Source organism: Litoribacillus peritrichatus (assembly GCF_039537985.1).
Classification (GTDB): Bacteria; Pseudomonadota; Gammaproteobacteria; order Pseudomonadales; family Litoribrevibacteraceae; genus Litoribacillus; species Litoribacillus peritrichatus.
The window spans coordinates 305,810-323,914 of record NZ_BAABBN010000015.1; the positions used below are offsets into that span (position 1 = coordinate 305,810).

Genomic DNA, 18,105 nt, shown 5'->3' on the forward strand with positions numbered 1-18,105 from the left:
AATGAAACAAGTTGCCACCGATCAAAGTGAGATTCGCCAAGCTTTAGCCCTCCATAAAAATGCCTTTCGCAGTGTCGGGGCGTTCAGCGCTGTGATTAATATCTTAATGCTGGTGCCTGCGATTTATATGCTGCAGGTGTATGACCGGGTATTGGCATCAGGCAATCAATTCACCTTATTGATGTTGACCGGTCTTGCTCTGGGTTTATATGGCTTGATGGGCGCGCTTGAATGGGTGCGCAGTTTGTTGGTGATTCGTATTGGTGATCAACTGGATGAAGCCCTTAATCAACGCGTTTACGACGCAAGTTTTGAGCATCAGTTGAGTGGCGCACAATCCGGCACGTTTCAGGCCGCTCAGGATTTATCTCAAGTTCGTCAGTTCATGACTGGCAGCGCGTTATTTGCGTTTTTTGATGCGCCCTGGTTTCCGGTTTATTTGCTGGTGCTGTTTTTGTTTCACCCTTGGTTGGGGGCTTTGGCGTTGGCAGGGGCCGTGATATTACTGGTGTTGGCCTTGATTAATGAACGTTGGTCAAAACGACCGTTGGAGGCGTCCAGTCAGTGGGCGTCTAAGTCGAATCAAATGGCAACCGCCCAACTGCGCAATGCCGATGTCATTGAAGCCATGGGGCTGTTGTCTCGGCTTAGGCAACGTTGGTTGTTGTTGCATCGTCAATCACTGGCACAACAATGCTTGGCCAGCGAGCGCAGTGCGTTGATTAATGCAATGACCAAAACCTCGCGAACAGCACTGCAATCTTTGATGCTGGGATTGGGCGCTTATCTGGCCGTTCAGGGGGAGATCAGTGCCGGGATGATGGTGGCAGGTTCCATTCTGGTTGGCCGTATGCTGGCGCCGGTGGAACAGTTGATCGGTGCTTGGCGACAGTGGACCAACGTACAGATAGCCCGAGATCGCTTAAATACTTTGTTAACGGCTTACCCGGTCAAACCGGTTGGCCTGCCGCTGGCCAAACCGGAAGGGCACCTGTTATTGGAAAGCCTGAGTGTGGTTGCTCCGGGGGCTAAACAACCGTGTTTAATGAACCTGACGTTTTCTTTGGAGGCCGGAGAGACGCTGGCTGTGGTAGGGGCTTCTGGTTCAGGAAAGTCCTCTTTGGCTAAAGCTTTGGTTGGAGTCTGGAAACCGAGATTAGGCAAAGTTCGGCTGGACGGCGCGGATCTTCAGAACTGGGATAAGGAATCTCTGGGACCTCACATTGGCTACTTGCCGCAAGATGTGGCTTTGTTTGCAGGCTCCATCACCGACAACATAGCCCGGTTTGGTGCAGTCGACCCTGAACAGGTCTTTGCTGCTGCGAGACAGGCGGGCGTTCACGAGCTGATACTGTCGCTACCAAAGGGCTATGATACCGAGCTGGCCGATGGCGGGATGGGTTTATCTGGAGGCCAGAAACAGCGCATTGGTTTGGCCAGAGCTCTCTACGGTCAACCAGCGTTGATGGTGTTGGATGAACCCAATGCGAACCTGGATGAACACGGTGAAAAAGCCTTAGCCGAAGCCATTAAGCAAATGAAAGAAGCCGGTCAGACGGTTGTTTTGATTACTCACAAACTGGGGGTTTTGGCACTGACGGATAAAGTGTTGGCGCTGAAATCCGGTTCGCTTCAAACCTTTGGCCCAACTTCCACTGTATTGGCTGCATTAAACGGCCAAACGCCGCTGAAGAAGCCTGCGCCTGACACGCAATCGTTTGCTCGTTCCCCGGAAGTATCTGCCAATGGCGTAAACAGTCGGGTGTCTTACAGTTTTGGTTCAAGCCAGTCCGGAGCCGCAGTATGACGCAGAGCAGCTTGGCCTACCAGAATCGTATGGCCCACCAGAATCCTAAGGCCCACCAGAATGGTATGAGCCATGACGCCACCATCAAACCTATCCATTCAATTCATTCGAACGCAGAGGTTGCCCGACAGGGGGCTCACCGTTATTCACGTATCGGTTGGTTGTTGGTATTGATCGGCTTTGTCGGATTTGTATTGTGGGCCGGGTTGGCCCCCTTGGATCGGGGGATAGTCGTCGAAGGCACGGTGACAGTGGCGGGTTATCGCAAAGCGGTGCAACACCCCAGTGGTGGGGTGGTCGATCGTATCTTGGTAAGCGAAGGTGAGCAGGTACAGCAAGGCCAGGTCCTGGTGGAATTGGACAACGCGGTTTATCAGGCACAGGCTATGTCGGCACAAAGTCATTATGTGATGGCATTGGCGGCTCGACAGAGATTGATTGCTGAGCGTGAAGGCTTAAGCCGTATTCCGTGGGAGGCCTTACCCCAGCAAATTACGGACAGTCTGACCGATGTTCCCAACCTGGACTTAGCATCGCTTGACTTTACGATCATGGATAACATTCAGGCGCTTCAACAACGCTTGTTTCACAGCCGTCGCCAGAGTTTAAACACTGAGTTGCTAGGGTTGGCTGAAAATCTGGCCAGCGGTGAAGCGAGACTGAAAGGGTTGCAAGGGATGCAGACCAGCCAACAACAAAGGTATGCATTACTGACTCAGCGTATTGATGGCTTGAAAGCATTGGCAGAGCAAGATTACATTCCTCGTAACCGGGTATTGGAGCTGCAGGGGATGCAAGCCCAGTTGTTGGGCGAGCAGCTTTCAACCGACGCTGACATCGGCAGCATTCGGCGACAACAGGCTGAAATCCAAGCCCGTTCAGCCAACCGGAAAGCGAACTACCAGCAAGAGGTAAACCGTCAGCTGGCCGACATCCGTCTGGAGATTGAAACCCAGAAGGAGCGCTTAACCGATGCTTATAAGCGGTTGGCTCAAAGCCAAATGGTTGCGCCTGTCAGTGGCCGAGTGGTGGATTTGAAGATCTTCACCGAAGGCGGGGTGATCAGTCCGGCTGAGCCTTTAATGGAGATATTGCCGGATAATCAACCTCTGCTGGTGGATGCCAGATTGCCGTTGGAGGCAGTCGACAGCCTTTATGAAGGGCAGGCGGTCGACTTGATGTTTACCGCATTTAACCGCAGTCAAACGCCGAAAGTGGCAGGCCAGGTGGTTCAGATCTCTGCCGACCGACTGAAAGACGCTCAAACACAGCAGCTCTATTACGGCCTTCGTATCGAAGTGTCTGCTGATGCGATGAATGAATTACAAGGGCTGACCGTTTTGCCCGGTATGCCGGTTCAGGCTTTCGTTCGTAACGGAGAGCGTTCCTTGTTGAGTTACTTGTTTAAGCCATTTACAGATCGCTTGCCAATGGCATTGGCGGAGGATCAATAGATGTACGGTGTTAAACAAAGGGCATTTTCTCAACGAAGAGGTTTGTCATGGGTGAGTCTGGCTGCGGTAACGGCTTGCATGATGCTATGGCCGTTACGCTCATTTGCGCTCGATTTCATCTCGGCTTACCGAAGTGCGCTGCATAAAAATCCGGCGTATTTGGCAACCCAACAGCAACACTTAGCGGTTCAGGAAAAACGGGTGCAAGGCCGTGGAGGTTTGTTGCCTACCTTGTCGCTGAATTACAGTCAGGCTTATAACTGGTCGGAGGTTGAACAACAATCCGGCGCAAATCGATACACGGAGGATCGGGATTATCAAAGTCATAATGCCAGTTTGATGTTTCAGCAGCCTTTGTTGGATTACGAGGCCTGGTCTGGTTATCAAAAAGCCGATCAACAAGCCCAGGAGGCGGACGATCAATTCTTGGGAGAAACTGCGAAGTTGGCGTTGCAGGTGTTGACGTCATATACCCAGGCCATGTTGGCCCGCGATCAACAGGTGTTAGCAGAACAGCAGCTGGCGGCACATCGAGCGTTGTTGCACCAAAACGAAAGTCTAAAAGCACAAGGCGAAGGCACTCAGACCGATGTGCTGGAAACGCAATCCCGGCTGTTTTTGTCTGAAACGGAATGGATTGAAGCGCAAGATGCGTTGGACTTAGCGTTGAGAACGTTAGCGCAGATGATTGACCTACCGGTAAGCCTGGCTGATTTGCCTGAACTGACTTCGTTTCAGGCCAGCTTACCGCTTGATTCCTCTGAACTCGCGCATTGGCAGAGGCTGGCGCTGCAGCATAACCCGGAACTGTTGGCGCTGGCCCATAGAGAGAAAGCGGCTGAGTATGAGGTATCGGTACAAAACTCCGGACACTATCCTCGGCTGAGTTTATACGCCAGCAGTCGCAGAACCGAGTCGGATACTGAAAATACCTATGAACAGCGCTATGACACAGAAAGTGTTGGGATTCAGCTGAAGGTGCCTTTGTATTTAGGCGGGCGGGTTTCTTCGGCGGCTCGTGAGGCACAAGCGATCAAGTCTCAGGTCAGTTATGAACTGGCCAGTAAACGGCAAGAAGTAATACTTAATGTCCGGCGGCATCTTCAAAAGTGCATCAGCAGTGTGTCCAGTCTGAAAGCCCGTCGTTTTGCTTTGTCTTCTTCTGAGGCGCTGGTTACGGCAACTCGGATGAGCGTTCAGGGCGGGGAACGGGGGAATCAGGACGTACTGGATGCGGAGCGTCAATGGTATCAAGCCAGAAGGGAACTTGCCCGGACTCAATACGATTACCTTCAGGCTTGGTTGGCACTGCACGTGGAAGCCGGTGTTCTGCAGGATGCACACATAGTGTTGGTGTCAGAACAATTTCGTCGGGTTAGTAAAAATATTTAATCTTTCACTGTCCCTTTATTTAATTGGTTCGTCATAACTAATACACAGGGAGAATAGCTGAACAGGTCTTTTTATTATGACGATGCAAGATGCAGCAACGAACGACAGTATTATTGAATTAACCACTGATGAGCAGGTTCGTGCTTGTAAACCGCTTTCCGTGTTATTGAAAAGTGAAACCACAAGCACCCATGAAAGCCTGGATCAGAGAATCATGCGGGCACAACCGTTTTCGGATCAAGATCGATATCGGGGCTTTTTGAAAATGCAGTATTGTTTTCATTGGGCCACAGAAGAGCTGTACCGTAATCAAGGTGTGAATCGCTGGATTCCACAATTGTCCTCGGGGTGCCGATTGGGGCAAGTGACGCAGGATTGTTTGGACTTGGGCATCACCTCAGATGAGTTGGCGCAGTTGGTGTCGGATCTCCAAAAGGTGAAGGCGGATGACCCAACGGCGTTGGGTTGGTTATATACTCTGGAAGGCTCCAACCTCGGCGCCGCATTTTTATTTAAGTTGGCCAAAAAATTGGGCTTTTCTGAGGCCCATGGGGCGCTGCACTTATCGGGTCATCCGGAAGGCCGAGGCCGTTACTGGAAGAACTTTAAGCAATGTCTGGATGCAATTGAACTGAACGAGCTGGATGTCGTTCGGGCGATTACGGGAGCCAGAGCCGCCTTTGTGTTTGTTCGTAAGCAAGTGGAAATACATTTGCCATGAAGTTAGCAGGTTTTGGTGTAAGCAAACTTTCGAAGCGCTTTTCGGCGATTACTGGCCAAGGGAAGCGGCTGATTTATTGTCTGTTTGCTTATCTGTTTTTAGCGATTGCAGTGGTCGGGGTGATCACGCCGGGCTTGCCTACCACGGAGTTTGTTCTGTTATCCGCCTGGTGTGCGGCCAAAGGTTCGCCCCGGCTGCACCAGTGGTTGCTGAATCACAAACTCTTTGGCCCTATGCTGCAAGATTGGCAGCGTGACCGTACCGTCAGCCGTCGTACTAAGGTGGTCGCCAGTTTGATGATGAGTTTGTGCGTTATTCTGATGGTGATATGGGTGCCGCATCTGATGCTGGTCGGGGTAGCGGGCTTCTGCATGTTGCTCAGTTCGGTATGGCTGTGGACTCGGCCAGAGCCTTTCAACGATCAAAGTAGCGCTGCCAGTCAACTGAATTCGGCGTCTCCACACTCACATTCATCAACATGTTCACCAACGAACGTTAAGTAAATTATGATCAAATTATTCTTGAGAGCATTGGCTCTTGTTGGCTGTTTTACGTTTGGGCAAATGGTTTGGGCGGATCAAACCCAGGCGACGGCCGGGGTGGCAGAAACGGTTATTTCCAGTGAACTCCATGATTTATCGGCACTTTCTATGTTCATGAAAGCCGATTGGATCGTGCAGGCAGTGATGCTGTCTTTAATTTTAGCGTCGGTTTTGAGTTGGACCGTTTGGCTGGTTAAAACCGTACAAATCTCGAACGCTGGTCGACGTGCGAATGGATTTCGCAAGCGGTTATCCGAAACAGAGCAGTTATCCACCATTTTTAAAGAGGCTCAGGCGACTGTTCATCAGAACAGACAGAACGGTCAGCACCGTCAGATCATTGAAACGCTTTTAAAAGAATGTACTGAGTTTGATCACAAACTAAAGACTATCGGGGCATCGAATTCGCTCTCTCAGGACGGTGTTAAAGAGCGGGTTGCACAACGGCTGATCAGTCTTGAAACCCATTATACTGCTGAACTCGGTAAAGGCGTGGGTGTGTTGGCGTCCATCAGTTCAACGGCGCCTTTTATTGGTTTGTTTGGCACCGTTTGGGGAATTATGAACAGTTTCATTGGCATTGCCAGTGCGAATACCACGAATTTATCTGTGGTTGCTCCCGGCATTGCGGAGGCCTTATTAGCCACAGCTGCAGGGCTGGTGGCAGCGATTCCGGCTGCCTTGTTTTATAATTATTTTTCGAGAAAGTTAAGCGAATACCGAAGAGTACAAACTGCCATATCTTCTGAGCTGATGGTGTTGTTAAGCCGGTATCTGGAAGACAAATCCTTTACTCAAATGAGGAAGAAAGCAGCTGACCAATTACCAACGCCTATCCATACTTCTCCGGCTCAAGAGAAGCAAACCTTGATTCACTCGGTCTGAGGGACATCTCATGGCCGTGTTGTTACCCAAAGATGACCAGGAATTTCCTGAAAGTTCGGAGATTAACGTTACCCCCTTCATTGATGTGATGTTGGTTTTGTTAATCATTTTTATGGTGGTTGCGCCTTTATCGACGGTGTCTGTGAATGTGGATCTACCTGGCTCCACTTCTCAGCCCACAGCAACACCGGAAGATCCTGTCACTTTAACGTTGGACGCTTCGTTGGCTCTGTTTGTAAATGAAGCGCCGGTTCAACGTAATCAGCTGCCCACAACCTTGGATCAACTGCTCAACAAAGACCTTCAAAAGGTCATCTTTATTCAGGCGGACAAACGCGTGGGCTACGGTGATTTGATGGCCTTATTGGATGAAGTTCGGGCAGCAGGCTATTTGAACATTGCTTTAGTCGGGCTGGAGTCGCACTCAGGTCAGAAATGATGAACATCCGAAAGTCTCTGTTGGTTCGATTGACCGGCTCAAAATACACACTCTGGTTAACCGCTTTTGGATTGATGCTGGCTGTGCATTTTGCGGTCGCTTTGTTTTTTCTGTGGCGGGAACCCGAACCAAAACAAACTTTAAACCCCGATGTCGTGCCTGTGGTGGTTGCAGCTGTATTCAGTGCGCCAAAGCAGCCAGATAGTGATCTGGAATCGGAAGATCAAGCGGAATCCAAAATAGAAACGGCCGAACCTGTTCAAGCCGAACACATTCAGGCCGAACCTCTTCAGGTCGTACCCATTCAGGTCGAACCCCCGTCTCCTGTTCTTCGTGATCATCCACAGAAAACAGGCCCTGAAAATCTCCCGGTAATGGATGATGCCGACGTTCTGTTGCCGACGACGGACTCTCAAGAGGAGGAGCAAAATGTTGAAGTTCCGGTGCAAGAAGAGCTATCCCCGCAGGACGTTGCATCAACGGATCAACCAACGGAGACAACGGCAGTTGATCCGCCGGAGCAGAAGATAGAAGAAGCAGAAAAGATTGAAGCTGAAACCGTTGAGGAAAAATCGAGCGAGTCTTCGCTGGCTCAAACCAAATCCATAAATGCGGAAGCCGAACAAGTCTCAGAAGAAATCACAGCACCTGTGCAAGGCTATAGCCCACAACAGGCTGCGCTGGCCCAATACCGCTGGCAAAGCGAACTCATGGCGTATTTAGCCTATGAAAAACGTTACCCCAGATTATCTCGTAAAAAGCAGGAAGAGGGGACGGCCGTGGTACGTTTCAGCATGAATCGTCGAGGAGAAGTTCAATCGGCTTCGTTGGTGCAAGGCACCCGGTATCAGGCATTGAATCGTGAATCTCTTGACCTATTTCAACGTGCGTCACCGCTGCCTCCACCACCGGAGGAAGTCGAAGGTGAACTGGTCGAGTTGGTGATCCCAATCGAGTTTTATTTGGGGTCTTGAGTTGAGAGCTTCTAATTTTTTAGAGGCAATGGAGTCTTAATCATCCTATGAATTCAGTAGGCTAACTTCTGCGTGTTCTTTGTGAGTGTTTAATTTGGTAAATTACTCATTAGTAATTTGAATCGGCTGATAATTCTTGATGGCTGTGACTAGGCGTTTTATTTTCCAAATCGAAATATTTATAGATCAGCCAACCATCGACAGCAGCAACCACAATATCTCTGGGCTTTGGGGTTACAGGACGATCAACGATCTGGATATTACCTTTAACGATTTCACTACGAACTATGGAATCATCCGAAGCCCTCACAAAATAGGTGCACACTTGTTGGGTATCAGAATCTCATCTAAGGGCATGTCCATGTTTAAATTATCTGAGATTGAGATCATGGGAATACTCTTAAACTGTGCATTTACACAGAGTAGCAAGTAATAGAAAAATGACTCCTCAACCTGTCAGTATTGAGTTATACCGGTCAGTATGGATATCATGGCTTTTAATATTATTCTAGTAAATTGACACGCTTAAAACAGATACCCTTGTAGGAAATTAAAGTTATGGATGAAAGAATTATTGCTACGTTAATCGGTATATCTACTGGTTGGGTACTTAGCCAATTAACTGATTTTTTTAAAGAGAAAAGAATTAGAAACCGAAAAATCATAGCAATAAATACTGAACTAGAAGACCTTTCTGCATGGCTTGAAAGAATGAAAAAAACAACAAGATATTCCATGATGCTGGCTCTACATAAGAAAAATAACCATCTAATACCAACACATCTACAAAAATTTCTGATAGATGAGCACTTTCATGAAATTTGTATTTACCTTACAAGAGACAAAAGAATTTGTATTACTGACATTTACAATAATATCAATAGCATCAACTCATCTATAAATGAATTAAGAGAAGTCCTTGACCAACAAAAAGATAATTCTTTCAAAGAGATTATTGATAAGAATGAAGGGCTTTACATTAATGCCATGGAAACAAAATCTAAGATTGATTTTTTATTGAGCAAAAATAAATACAAATTAAACATGTCTGTCGGTCAAGCAGATGAAATTTCAAGAAAACTAACAAGCGAACTTGTAGCAATTAGAGATGAGGCTCTTAAGTTAACGCCCGAAAAAATTACTGAAGCCTATTACAATGAAAAAATATAATCCTTTTTTCAAAAAAGCTGTCAGGTTAAAAATAAAGCTATCTAAGTTCATAAGGTACTGCTCACTATAAAGAAACTGGAACTTGCCGTGCTGGTGAAAAAAACCAATTATGTAATGTGGTGTGTCAAACAAAATGATTTGTGTGAGAGCAGAGAATAAGACCTGGACACCGACCATTTGTTTAGTTTAGCTGTAAGGGTTTGCTAAAGTGGTTGTCTGTGTTTGGTCATTAACAATGACTGACGTTATGATGTTTTGGAATCTAGCTTTGATCATTGAGTCATTATGAAATACATAAACCTGTTGCTCTTTGCCTTAATCGTTTCTTTTCAAACTAATGCTTCAGACAACCTTGAAGCAAAGCTTAAGAAAGGCCAGTCCTTGATTAAGCAATTTGAACTTCATCCAAATGAAGTTGGAAGTATTGAACTTTCCGGAAAAGAGGCTGCTTTGGTCGGCTTTTATTTCGATTTTCCACAGTCGAAAGTTGAAGAATACAAAGGTAGTTATGTGCTGGAGATTAAAGATAAGAACGGGTACGCAAGTGTTTCAACCGGTCCTGTTGATAATGGCGTTGCGACTATGCTTGAGTCTCGTAAAGGTAAGGTTCAGTTTGACTATAAGAACAATACCCAAGAGCGATTTCAGGTATTATTTTGGGAGAAAACCAGATAAAGACCTCGCGCCCAAAAAGCGCGAGCTAATGTACGCAACTGAGTTGCGTGTTAAATGGTAGGATCTTTTACTTATGGAGATAATATGACATGGTAAGTCTGATATTTATTTTAGTTCTAATTAGTATGGTTATTTGTGCTTCCATTGCATACAAGCGCAATTTAAATGGCCCGTTTTGGGTTTTTATGGGGGGGCTTTTGGGGCCAGCCAGTTGCCATTCCATTGGTTATGGCTGTTAAGCAAGAAAAAGGACGTCATTAGGATGCCTTATTCTCAAAACCTATCCTCCCTGTTTACTCATGTCATTCTTGTTATTGCTTTATCAACATTAGCCGGTTGTGCAGATTTCTACCCTATTGAGAAACAATCGCCGGTAAAAGATGAATTCATCACGTTGGCCGAAGATGATCGGGTACTGTATCAGCAGGGGACGAAGGCGCAGGCCTTACTGATCCAAAGTGTTCTGGATGAACAAATACGTAATATTGAAAAAGCACATGGTAAGCCATTTCTTTATCAACCGATTGTTCATTTGTGCGATACACGAAAATGCTTTGCAGAGTATACAGGCATTAATGCGAGCATTTTGGCTGCGGTAACATCCAATGGCTTGTTCTTGAGGTCCTATGTTATTACTCATGAAGATTATTCCCGTTGGCTGGCGCACGAGCTTTCTCACCTGCATTTCCGCCAGCAGGTTTCGGCTTTTAAAACCAGCTTCATACCACAGTGGTATCAAGACGGATTAGCAACCTATGCTTCAAACGGGGGCGGCGCCAATAAAATCAGTCGTGAAAAAGCGATAGAGTATATTCTTCAAGATAAACACATCATTGCGATTGATAGCAGTTCCCTTTTAAGTGACATTTGGCCGTTGAATTACACTGCTTCCAAAGATGACTGGCCAAAAGCCTGGTATCAGCAACATATGAATTACCGCCAAGCCTCTCTGTTGTATGAGTTCCTTCACCCACGCGGAGGGAATACATTAATTCGTGCGCTGGAAAAAGGGGAGGATTTCGGTCAGGCATTTTTATCTGTGTACGGCAAAACACCGGCTGAAATGTTCAGTCTTTATAAGCGCAGTCTGGTTGAGGATGAGAACATTTAATCGTTGTGTATGGCTGGAACGTTGTTCGGTGGTTTGTGAAATCGTCGCCGACTAAACGATTTATCCGTTTGAAGTTTTCAGGTTTAGTTACAAACCAAGAGCATCGCAGTGTCGCAAATGCTCTTGGTTGTCTTTTCTTAGGTTCTGAAGCGAGAAACCAGGGCGGTTAGCTCTTGCGATAAGTGGCTCAGAGTCGACGATGTGGTTTGCGATTGCACCGAGGCTTCATTGGCTTTGAGTGCTTCGTTATGCACGCTGGTGATGTTCAGGTTGATGTCTTCTGCCACGGAGTGTTGCTCTTCTGCGGCGGCAGCAATTTGAGTTGCCATATCACGAATGGTGGTGACGGATTGTTGAATGGCTTCAAAAACAGCTTTGGTTTTTTCAGTGGTCTCCACCGTTTGCATGGAGTGCTCTAAACTGCTGGAGAGCTTTTCAGATACGATGCCGGTTCTTTTGGTGAGTGAAGAGATGAGTGTGTCGATTTCTTCGGTGGATTCCGCTGTTTTCTGTGCCAGTGTCCGTACTTCGTCCGCAACGACGGCAAAACCCCGGCCTTGCTCTCCGGCGCGGGCGGCTTCAATGGCTGCGTTGAGCGCCAATAAGTTCGTTTGTTCGGCGATGCCGCGAATGGTGTCGAGAATGGAGGTGATGTTACTGGACTCTTCTGCCAGTTCTTTCATGGCATCGTTCGAGTCAACAATGATGTTCTCCAATAAGTTCACCGATTCTGATGTTTCCTGAATGTATTGGCGGCCTTGCTGTACTTGTTGTTGGCTGTTGTCTGCTGCGTTGGCGGTTTCGCCGCAGTTCTGTGCGACTTCGTTGGAGGTGGCAACCATTTCATTAAAGGCGGTGGAGACTTGCTCGATGGAGCAGGTTTGTTGGTCCGATATTTCCCGAACCTGCTCTGAGACCCGGTTGGCACTGTTGGCTTCGTCACCCACTTGAGAGGCGTTGTCTTTGATCTCATTAATGAGGCGATGAATGACATCCACGAATGAATTAAAGGCGTTGGCCATAATTCCGGATTCGTCTTTGGCGCTGATGGATAAGCGCCGGGTTAAGTCGCCTTCGCCGCTGGCGATTTCCTGCAGCCCTTCGGTAATGGTTTTCATGGGTTGTGTGATTAAGCCGGACAACCAGTAGCCCAGTGCCGCGAATATCAACACCATAAGCAAACTCACCAGAACAATGGTGTTTTTCAATTGGTCTGCCGGGGCGAAGACTTCGTCTTTAGGCATTAAGCCGATGAATTTCCAGCCCATTTGTGAAAGGTAAATACTGGCGAACCAGGCTTCGTCGTTGAGTGTTATTTCCACCATACCGGTTTCTGAGGCAAGGGTGGCATAACTTTCTCCCAACTCTGCCAGAGGTTTGAAGTTGTTTTCCTGATTGGACGGATCAGCCAAAATGACACCGGTGTCTTCAATCAACATCAAGTAGCCTGCTTCCCCAAATTTGACTTGTTGAACCATGTCGGTCAGTTGCCCTAAAGTTACATCTACGCCGACTACGCCCTTAACCCCGTCGCCTTCAAAGACGGCTAGGTAGTCCAGTAGCGGTGTGCCGGATGTCATGTCGGCATAGGCGGGTGCTCTGACTGCTTCTCCGGGTTTGTTGATGGCTGCGGTGTACCAGGGGCGTGTTCTTGGGTCGTAATTGGCGGCGTTTTTACCGGTTGGCCATTGAATGTAACCGCCGTCATCGGTGCCCAAATACACATAAGCCAGATTCGGGTGAGCTTCGCCAAATTCTTTCATTAACTGAAAGGCGGCCGCTTCTTTTTCGCCGTTTTGAAGTGGGGTCATCTCATTGGGAGAGGCATTCATGTATTTGGTGACTGAGCTGTCCAGCGCCTGAATGTCGGTCGCTTTAGAGAAAAACAGGGCGTCCTCGGCCAGCCCGGTCAGGTATAAGGTGAAGGCATTGTCTATTTGGCGTATTTCGTCGGTGCTTTGTTCTTTGAACGTAGCAACAGCGCTTTCTTCGAGCTTTATGACGGTAATCACGGTGATGATCAGTACCGGAATAATGACGCCCGCCATCAACGAGGTAATAAATTTACTGCGAATGTTCACACTTCGTCCTCATCTTCTTTTTATGCTTAACAGCTTATGTAAGATAGTTCATCGACTGTTTGAGCGATTACTTTATGAACAATAGCGGATATATGGGAACGTGGACGTGCGTTTGTGAATAGGCGGTAGTGAAGGGACGGTTATGACGGTTAGTGATTGGGCAAGAGGCGCTGGCTCCCCCTCAGTGTCTAAGGGGGAGGGGGCAGCTACAGTTTGAAGTACACTTTGATGCCTTCAAGGATACTGGCCACCGCCACCGAGGTCAGGATAAGTCCCATTACCCGGCTGATGATGCTTGCCCCGCTGAAGCCGATGAGGCGATATAATTTACTGGCCAACAGCATGAATATCATGGCAATCAGCAACACCAATAACATCATGGACGTTGTCATCGCCTGCTCTGTTAACGTGTAATCCCCGTTTTTTGTCAGCAGCACTGCGGCCAGCATGGCACCAGGACTGGCCAGAGACGGTATGGCTAAGGGGAAGACGGCCGTTTCATCGCTGTTCACTAACTTCACTTCTTCATCCGGTTTACTTTCACCGAAAATCATTGAGAGTGCGAACAAGAATAAGACAATACCGCCAGCGATCTGGAAGGCGGCCAAAGGAATTTCAATGGCATTGAGGATCAATTCTCCGGCAACCACAAAGAACAATAAAATCAGCGCGGCAATGAGCGTCGCCTTGAGGGCGATTTTTACTTTTACGGCTTCCTGATAATGGCGGGTGACGGCAATAAACACAGGAATGGTGCCAATGGGGTCAATGACAGCAAAAAAGAAGATAAAGTCGGCGACCAGGTTATTTGTCATATGAATCTCTGCCAGAAAATTTCCGCTAAGGTATGTGTTTTTTAAGAGGGTATCAACCGTATCAGTTCAGGTTTTTGTTTTCCTGCGAAGGGGCGTAAATGGTTTGGTGGTATTTGATTAATATTTTGTTGTAAGTGTCGCTGTTTTTTACGCGTTTCATGGATTGTTTAAACTGTTTAATGACCTCCCTGTCTGAGTCGACGTTCATGGCCAGCCATAAGTCTTTGGTTAAGTTTTGAAACACATAAGCCAGTTCAAAGTCGGTGTCCGGGTAACCCATTTCTCGGGCCTCGTGATAGAAGTTCAGTTCTGCGGAGCCAACCAAGTCAATTCTTCCCAGTTTCAATAGTTTGATGTTCTGGCGCGTTGTTGGCACTTCGTGGGTTTTGATGCCGTGGACTTTCAGATACTCCCAGATGGCAGACCCCTGAATGTCGCTGATTTGAAAATTCTTCAGGTCGTTCAGGTTTTTGATGTGAACATCTTTTCGCTTGGCCAGCCTGAATAAAGCGGCGGTAATAGGCGCCAGAGTCCCGATCCAGACAAAGTCTTCTTCTCTCTCTTTGGTACGAATAATTGAAAAAATCAGGGTGTTGGGTTTTGATTTGGCCATGGCCATAGCACGCTTGAAAGGGTACGTTTTGATGGAGGCAGATTTGTTGGGTATGTGCTTCAGAATTTCTAGCACGATCTCTGCTGAAATACCTTTAAGTTTATCGTTATCTCGATAATTGTACGGCGCAAGGTTTTCTGTAACTAGCTGAATATCCTGTGCTTTTGAAGGAAAAGAGAGTACTGAAAGAATAACGGAAATGGTCAACGCAGAATAATAAATCTTCATGAAACCTTACTCAGCCCAAACGAGTTTATTTAACTTTAGATGGTATTGATCTTTTTCGCATTTTCACCCGAATAAGGGCGGGTTCTGTGGTTGTGCTGGCATTTTGATCCACCCGATCTCAGGGCGCGGTGACACAGCCCAAAAAGCCAGACGATGTTTGGGGTACTTTATAATAAAAATTATCTAAGTGGTTGAATTTTATTAATGATAATTCATGAATTTAAATGAAAAATTAAATGCAAATGAGATTGACTATCATTATTTATCTCAATAAGATGCACGCCTTTACAGTTCTTTACAACTGTTACATTAAGTCTTTCAATCTGTATTTGAGGTGTAGTATGAAGTCTTCGGCATTGGTAAGTTCATTGGTTCTGGGCAGTTTATTAACGGGCTGTGGTGGCGGAGGAAGCGGCAGTAGCGGTGGTAATGACGCTGTCGTATCCGGAGGTAGCGCAGGCTCTGTTACCTTGCCAACGACTTACACCTTTGATAGCCATTTTGTCGACAATGAAAGCAGTGTGTCTTACTCAGGCCAGACATTTCGTCAGGTATTGATTGATGATTTGAAGACTTACATCGGCGACGGAACGAAAGACACTTCAAGTGCCGCAACCATTACGACAGAGTTGATGGCTTTGTACGATTTCAATGATGCTACCTCCGCCGCAAATAACATTTTGTTCAGCTTGAATGGCGAAGTGCTAGATCAGCAGATTTATGATGACATCTCTTCTGGCAAGAACCTGAAAGGAAAAATGGCGGGCAACGATAATGCATTGCCATTGGGCCGTTTCATCGGTGGTGGTGCTGCGGTGTCGCCGGAAGATTATCTGTTGAATGTTTTATTTGATGAGTACGCTGACCTTGCATCTTCTGTGGCTGCGCCTACGGTAGAAGTGAATGGTGCGAACGAAAACATTGATGTGGACTATGTGTCCGCTAATGGCATCGACTACAAGCAAATGGTTCAGAAATTCTTATTGGGCGCGGTGGCATACTCGCAAGGTACGGACGACTACTTACAGACCGATTTTGCTGCAGGTTTGGCTCAAAGTGGTGATAAAACTTATTCCACCGCCGAGCATAAATGGGATGAAGCATTTGGCTATTTTGGGGCTGCCCGTAACTACAACGAATTCAGCGATGACGAAATTGCAGGCAAAGGTGGCCGAGCTGACTTCGCTTCCGGTTATAACGATGCCAATGGTTCTGGCACCATTGACCTGATGAGCGAAGTGAATTTAGCGAACTCAACCAACTGTGCGAAACGCGATCGCGCCGATTTGGGAACGGATTATACGGCAGATGCATTTAATGCGTTCCTGACGGGTCGTGCCATCATTGCAGAAGCCACAGTAAATGGTGAGTTGACGGCAGCGCGCCAAACTCAGTTGGAAACAGCCATTGAGACGGCGTCTCTGACGTGGGAAAAATGCGTTGCTGCCACTGTGGTTCACTACATCAACGATGTAAAAGCAGACATCGATGGCTTTAAGAACAGCACAACGGGTTATGCTTCTTTGAGCCAGTTTAAGGACTACGCCAAGCACTGGAGTGAAATGCGTGGTTTCGCATTGGGCTTTCAGTTCAACTCAAGCTCTCCTTTCCTTGAAAATGCCGCAAGTGAAGCGCAACTTGAAACCTTGCTGACAAAATTGCGTTCTTCGCCGGTATTGGTTGAAGCAGGCACCGTTGCTCTTGAGGCGTATCAAACAGAGCTGGATGAAGCCCTGGCTATCCTGAAAGACGTATACGAATTCTCGGACGCGCTAATCGCGGGTTGGTAATCACCTTCCTGTTTAAGGAGTACGATTTTCATCGTGCTCCTTTTTATTATCTGAACATCCCCAATTTTGATTCTCTTTGATAACAACGGAGTCTGCGTTGAATACTTTAATCACGCGATCTGCCTTGGGCCTTTTGTTGGCTACAGGGCTAATGGGTTGTGCCAACGATGACAGTGGTGAACCCTCAGCGGCGGCAGCGACCACTGCCAGTTCGGAATATCGAGCAACATTAACGGTGGTTGCGGATGAGGTCGTCATTCCGGCATACGCAAATTTAATAAACAGCACTGGTGAGCTATTAACGTCTGTACAGAATTATTGTGCGGCGATCGGTGGTGTGAATGAAGCGGCCAATCTTGCTCAGGCTCAGGCCAGCTGGCGTTCGGCGCTGAATGATATTCAAACTGGTTTGGCGTTTCAGCTTGGCCCAATCAATGAAAATGATCAGGCGTTGGCGAAGCGGCTGAACAGCCCGGAACTGGCAAACCGTTGTGTGGTGGATCGCAGCGTGGTTTCTTTTGACGATGGCTTAGTCACCGTGGATGCGGTCAGAGATGCGGGTCGTGGTGCGGATGCGCTGGAGTATCTGCTCTTTAACTCAACACTGACGCATACCTGCCCGGCCTCGGTTGTTGAAACTCAAAACTGGAATGCACTCAGTGATGACGAACGATTAACTCAACGTTGTGCTTACGCGGAAGCCTTGGCTACAGATCTCAACAGTACTGCTCAATCTTTGCATAATGCCTGGATCAGCGGTGGTGATGATTATCGAAGTAACTTTATCAACGCAGGAACCGCCGGTTCGGATATTGCCAGTCAGGATGATGCGCTGACCGCTGCCTTTGAAGCGCTGTTTTATCTGGATACCGAAGTTAAAGACACTAAGTTGGGAGTGCCGTTTGGGCTTCATCAGAACTGTTTTACCACTACTTGTGAAGATGAGCTGCAATTTACCCTGAGTGAAAGTGGTGCTCGCAATTTATTGTCCAACCTTCAGGGGTTCAAAGCTTTGTTGGTGGGAGGCTTTTCGGATCAGGCGGCAGAGTCGGGCGAGTCATTGGGCGCGGTGAATGGCTTTGATGACATTTTAAGAGTTCGGGGATTTGCGTCCACGGTTGATGATTTGTTGGCCAAAACCGATGCAGGCATTGTCAGCCTTGAGGCGTTTGTGGCCAATGACCAGACGTTGGTGGATGAAGTTCAAAACATCGCCAATGCGACCCAAGCTCAAATTTGTCAGAACGCATCGGATGATCCCAGCACTGCTACTTCTCACGAAGCCTGCCAAATTCACGGTCAGATTCGTCAAATTACAGACATTTTGAAAGGCACCTTTGCCGACGTCATCAATATCAGGCTGCCTGAACGGGCAGAATCTGATAACGACTAATGATTATGAAAAGCC

17 protein-coding genes are annotated in these 18,105 nt (G+C 47.4%); 13 read left to right on the forward strand and 4 right to left on the reverse strand.

Going from position 1 to position 18,105, the window contains the following annotated elements; all coding sequences use genetic code 11:
* Nucleotide 1: 1 nt before the first annotated feature.
* The 8 genes from ABD744_RS20800 to ABD744_RS20835 all read left to right on the forward strand — a co-directional run bounded on the left by ABD744_RS20800 (nucleotide 2) and on the right by ABD744_RS20835 (nucleotide 8,214).
* Nucleotides 2–1,807, forward strand: coding sequence for a type I secretion system permease/ATPase (locus ABD744_RS20800; protein WP_344800522.1), 1,806 nt, complete (start codon nucleotides 2–4; stop codon nucleotides 1,805–1,807).
* The gene (locus ABD744_RS20805; protein WP_344800523.1) at nucleotides 1,804–3,261 is read left to right on the forward strand and encodes an HlyD family type I secretion periplasmic adaptor subunit; all 1,458 of its coding nucleotides are present in this window, start codon (nucleotides 1,804–1,806) and stop codon (nucleotides 3,259–3,261) included. The genes ABD744_RS20800 and ABD744_RS20805 overlap by 4 nt, the downstream gene beginning before the upstream one ends.
* Nucleotides 3,262–4,653, forward strand: a complete 1,392-nt coding sequence (locus ABD744_RS20810; protein ID WP_344800524.1) for a TolC family outer membrane protein — start codon at nucleotides 3,262–3,264, stop codon at nucleotides 4,651–4,653.
* Nucleotides 4,654–4,729: 76 nt separating this feature from the next.
* Nucleotides 4,730–5,374, forward strand: coding sequence for a biliverdin-producing heme oxygenase (locus tag ABD744_RS20815; protein ID WP_344800525.1), 645 nt, complete (start codon nucleotides 4,730–4,732; stop codon nucleotides 5,372–5,374).
* The gene (locus ABD744_RS20820) at nucleotides 5,371–5,877 is read left to right on the forward strand and encodes a YbaN family protein (RefSeq protein ID WP_344800526.1); all 507 of its coding nucleotides are present in this window, start codon (nucleotides 5,371–5,373) and stop codon (nucleotides 5,875–5,877) included. Before ABD744_RS20815 ends, ABD744_RS20820 begins: the two co-directional genes overlap by 4 nt.
* A gap of 3 nt (nucleotides 5,878–5,880) precedes the next feature.
* Complete coding sequence (exbB, locus tag ABD744_RS20825) at nucleotides 5,881–6,801, forward strand: tonB-system energizer ExbB (RefSeq protein ID WP_344800527.1); 921 nt, start codon at nucleotides 5,881–5,883, stop codon at nucleotides 6,799–6,801.
* A gap of 10 nt (nucleotides 6,802–6,811) precedes the next feature.
* On the forward strand, nucleotides 6,812–7,240 hold the full coding sequence (gene exbD, locus ABD744_RS20830) for a TonB system transport protein ExbD (protein WP_344800528.1): 429 nt from the start codon (nucleotides 6,812–6,814) through the stop codon (nucleotides 7,238–7,240).
* Entirely contained in the window at nucleotides 7,237–8,214 is a 978-nt protein-coding gene (locus ABD744_RS20835) for an energy transducer TonB (RefSeq protein WP_344800529.1), read from the forward strand. Before exbD ends, ABD744_RS20835 begins: the two co-directional genes overlap by 4 nt.
* Nucleotides 8,215–8,323: 109 nt before the next feature.
* Here the strand turns inward: ABD744_RS20835 and ABD744_RS20840 are convergent, their stop codons facing one another.
* Nucleotides 8,324–8,539, reverse strand: coding sequence for a LexA family protein (locus tag ABD744_RS20840; protein ID WP_344800530.1), 216 nt, complete (start codon nucleotides 8,537–8,539; stop codon nucleotides 8,324–8,326).
* Between the two features lie 233 nt (nucleotides 8,540–8,772).
* Between ABD744_RS20840 and ABD744_RS20845 the strand changes: the two genes are divergently transcribed.
* The 3 genes from ABD744_RS20845 to ABD744_RS20855 all read left to right on the forward strand — a co-directional run bounded on the left by ABD744_RS20845 (nucleotide 8,773) and on the right by ABD744_RS20855 (nucleotide 11,170).
* Complete coding sequence (locus ABD744_RS20845) at nucleotides 8,773–9,384, forward strand: hypothetical protein (RefSeq protein ID WP_344800531.1); 612 nt, start codon at nucleotides 8,773–8,775, stop codon at nucleotides 9,382–9,384.
* A gap of 285 nt (nucleotides 9,385–9,669) precedes the next feature.
* Nucleotides 9,670–10,059, forward strand: coding sequence for a hypothetical protein (locus ABD744_RS20850; protein WP_344800532.1), 390 nt, complete (start codon nucleotides 9,670–9,672; stop codon nucleotides 10,057–10,059).
* A gap of 262 nt (nucleotides 10,060–10,321) precedes the next feature.
* A complete protein-coding gene (locus ABD744_RS20855) occupies nucleotides 10,322–11,170 on the forward strand; it encodes a hypothetical protein (protein ID WP_344800533.1) in 849 nt (282 codons plus the stop codon).
* A 137-nt stretch (nucleotides 11,171–11,307) separates the two neighbouring features.
* Here the strand turns inward: ABD744_RS20855 and ABD744_RS20860 are convergent, their stop codons facing one another.
* From ABD744_RS20860 to ABD744_RS20870, 3 genes are all read right to left on the reverse strand, one after another.
* Nucleotides 11,308–13,251, reverse strand: a complete 1,944-nt coding sequence (locus ABD744_RS20860; protein WP_344800534.1) for a methyl-accepting chemotaxis protein — start codon at nucleotides 13,249–13,251, stop codon at nucleotides 11,308–11,310.
* A 206-nt stretch (nucleotides 13,252–13,457) separates the two neighbouring features.
* Nucleotides 13,458–14,066, reverse strand: coding sequence for a MarC family protein (locus ABD744_RS20865; protein WP_344800535.1), 609 nt, complete (start codon nucleotides 14,064–14,066; stop codon nucleotides 13,458–13,460).
* Nucleotides 14,067–14,127: 61 nt separating this feature from the next.
* Nucleotides 14,128–14,907, reverse strand: a complete 780-nt coding sequence (locus ABD744_RS20870) for a substrate-binding periplasmic protein (RefSeq protein WP_344800537.1) — start codon at nucleotides 14,905–14,907, stop codon at nucleotides 14,128–14,130.
* A 341-nt stretch (nucleotides 14,908–15,248) separates the two neighbouring features.
* On the opposite strand from ABD744_RS20870, the gene ABD744_RS20875 reads away from it, so the two are divergent.
* A complete protein-coding gene (locus tag ABD744_RS20875) occupies nucleotides 15,249–16,697 on the forward strand; it encodes a DUF4856 domain-containing protein (RefSeq protein WP_344800538.1) in 1,449 nt (482 codons plus the stop codon).
* Nucleotides 16,698–16,794: 97 nt separating this feature from the next.
* Nucleotides 16,795–18,090: an imelysin family protein gene (locus tag ABD744_RS20880; RefSeq protein WP_344800539.1), complete on the forward strand. Its 1,296-nt coding sequence runs from the start codon at nucleotides 16,795–16,797 to the stop codon at nucleotides 18,088–18,090.
* Nucleotides 18,091–18,105 lie beyond the last annotated feature (15 nt).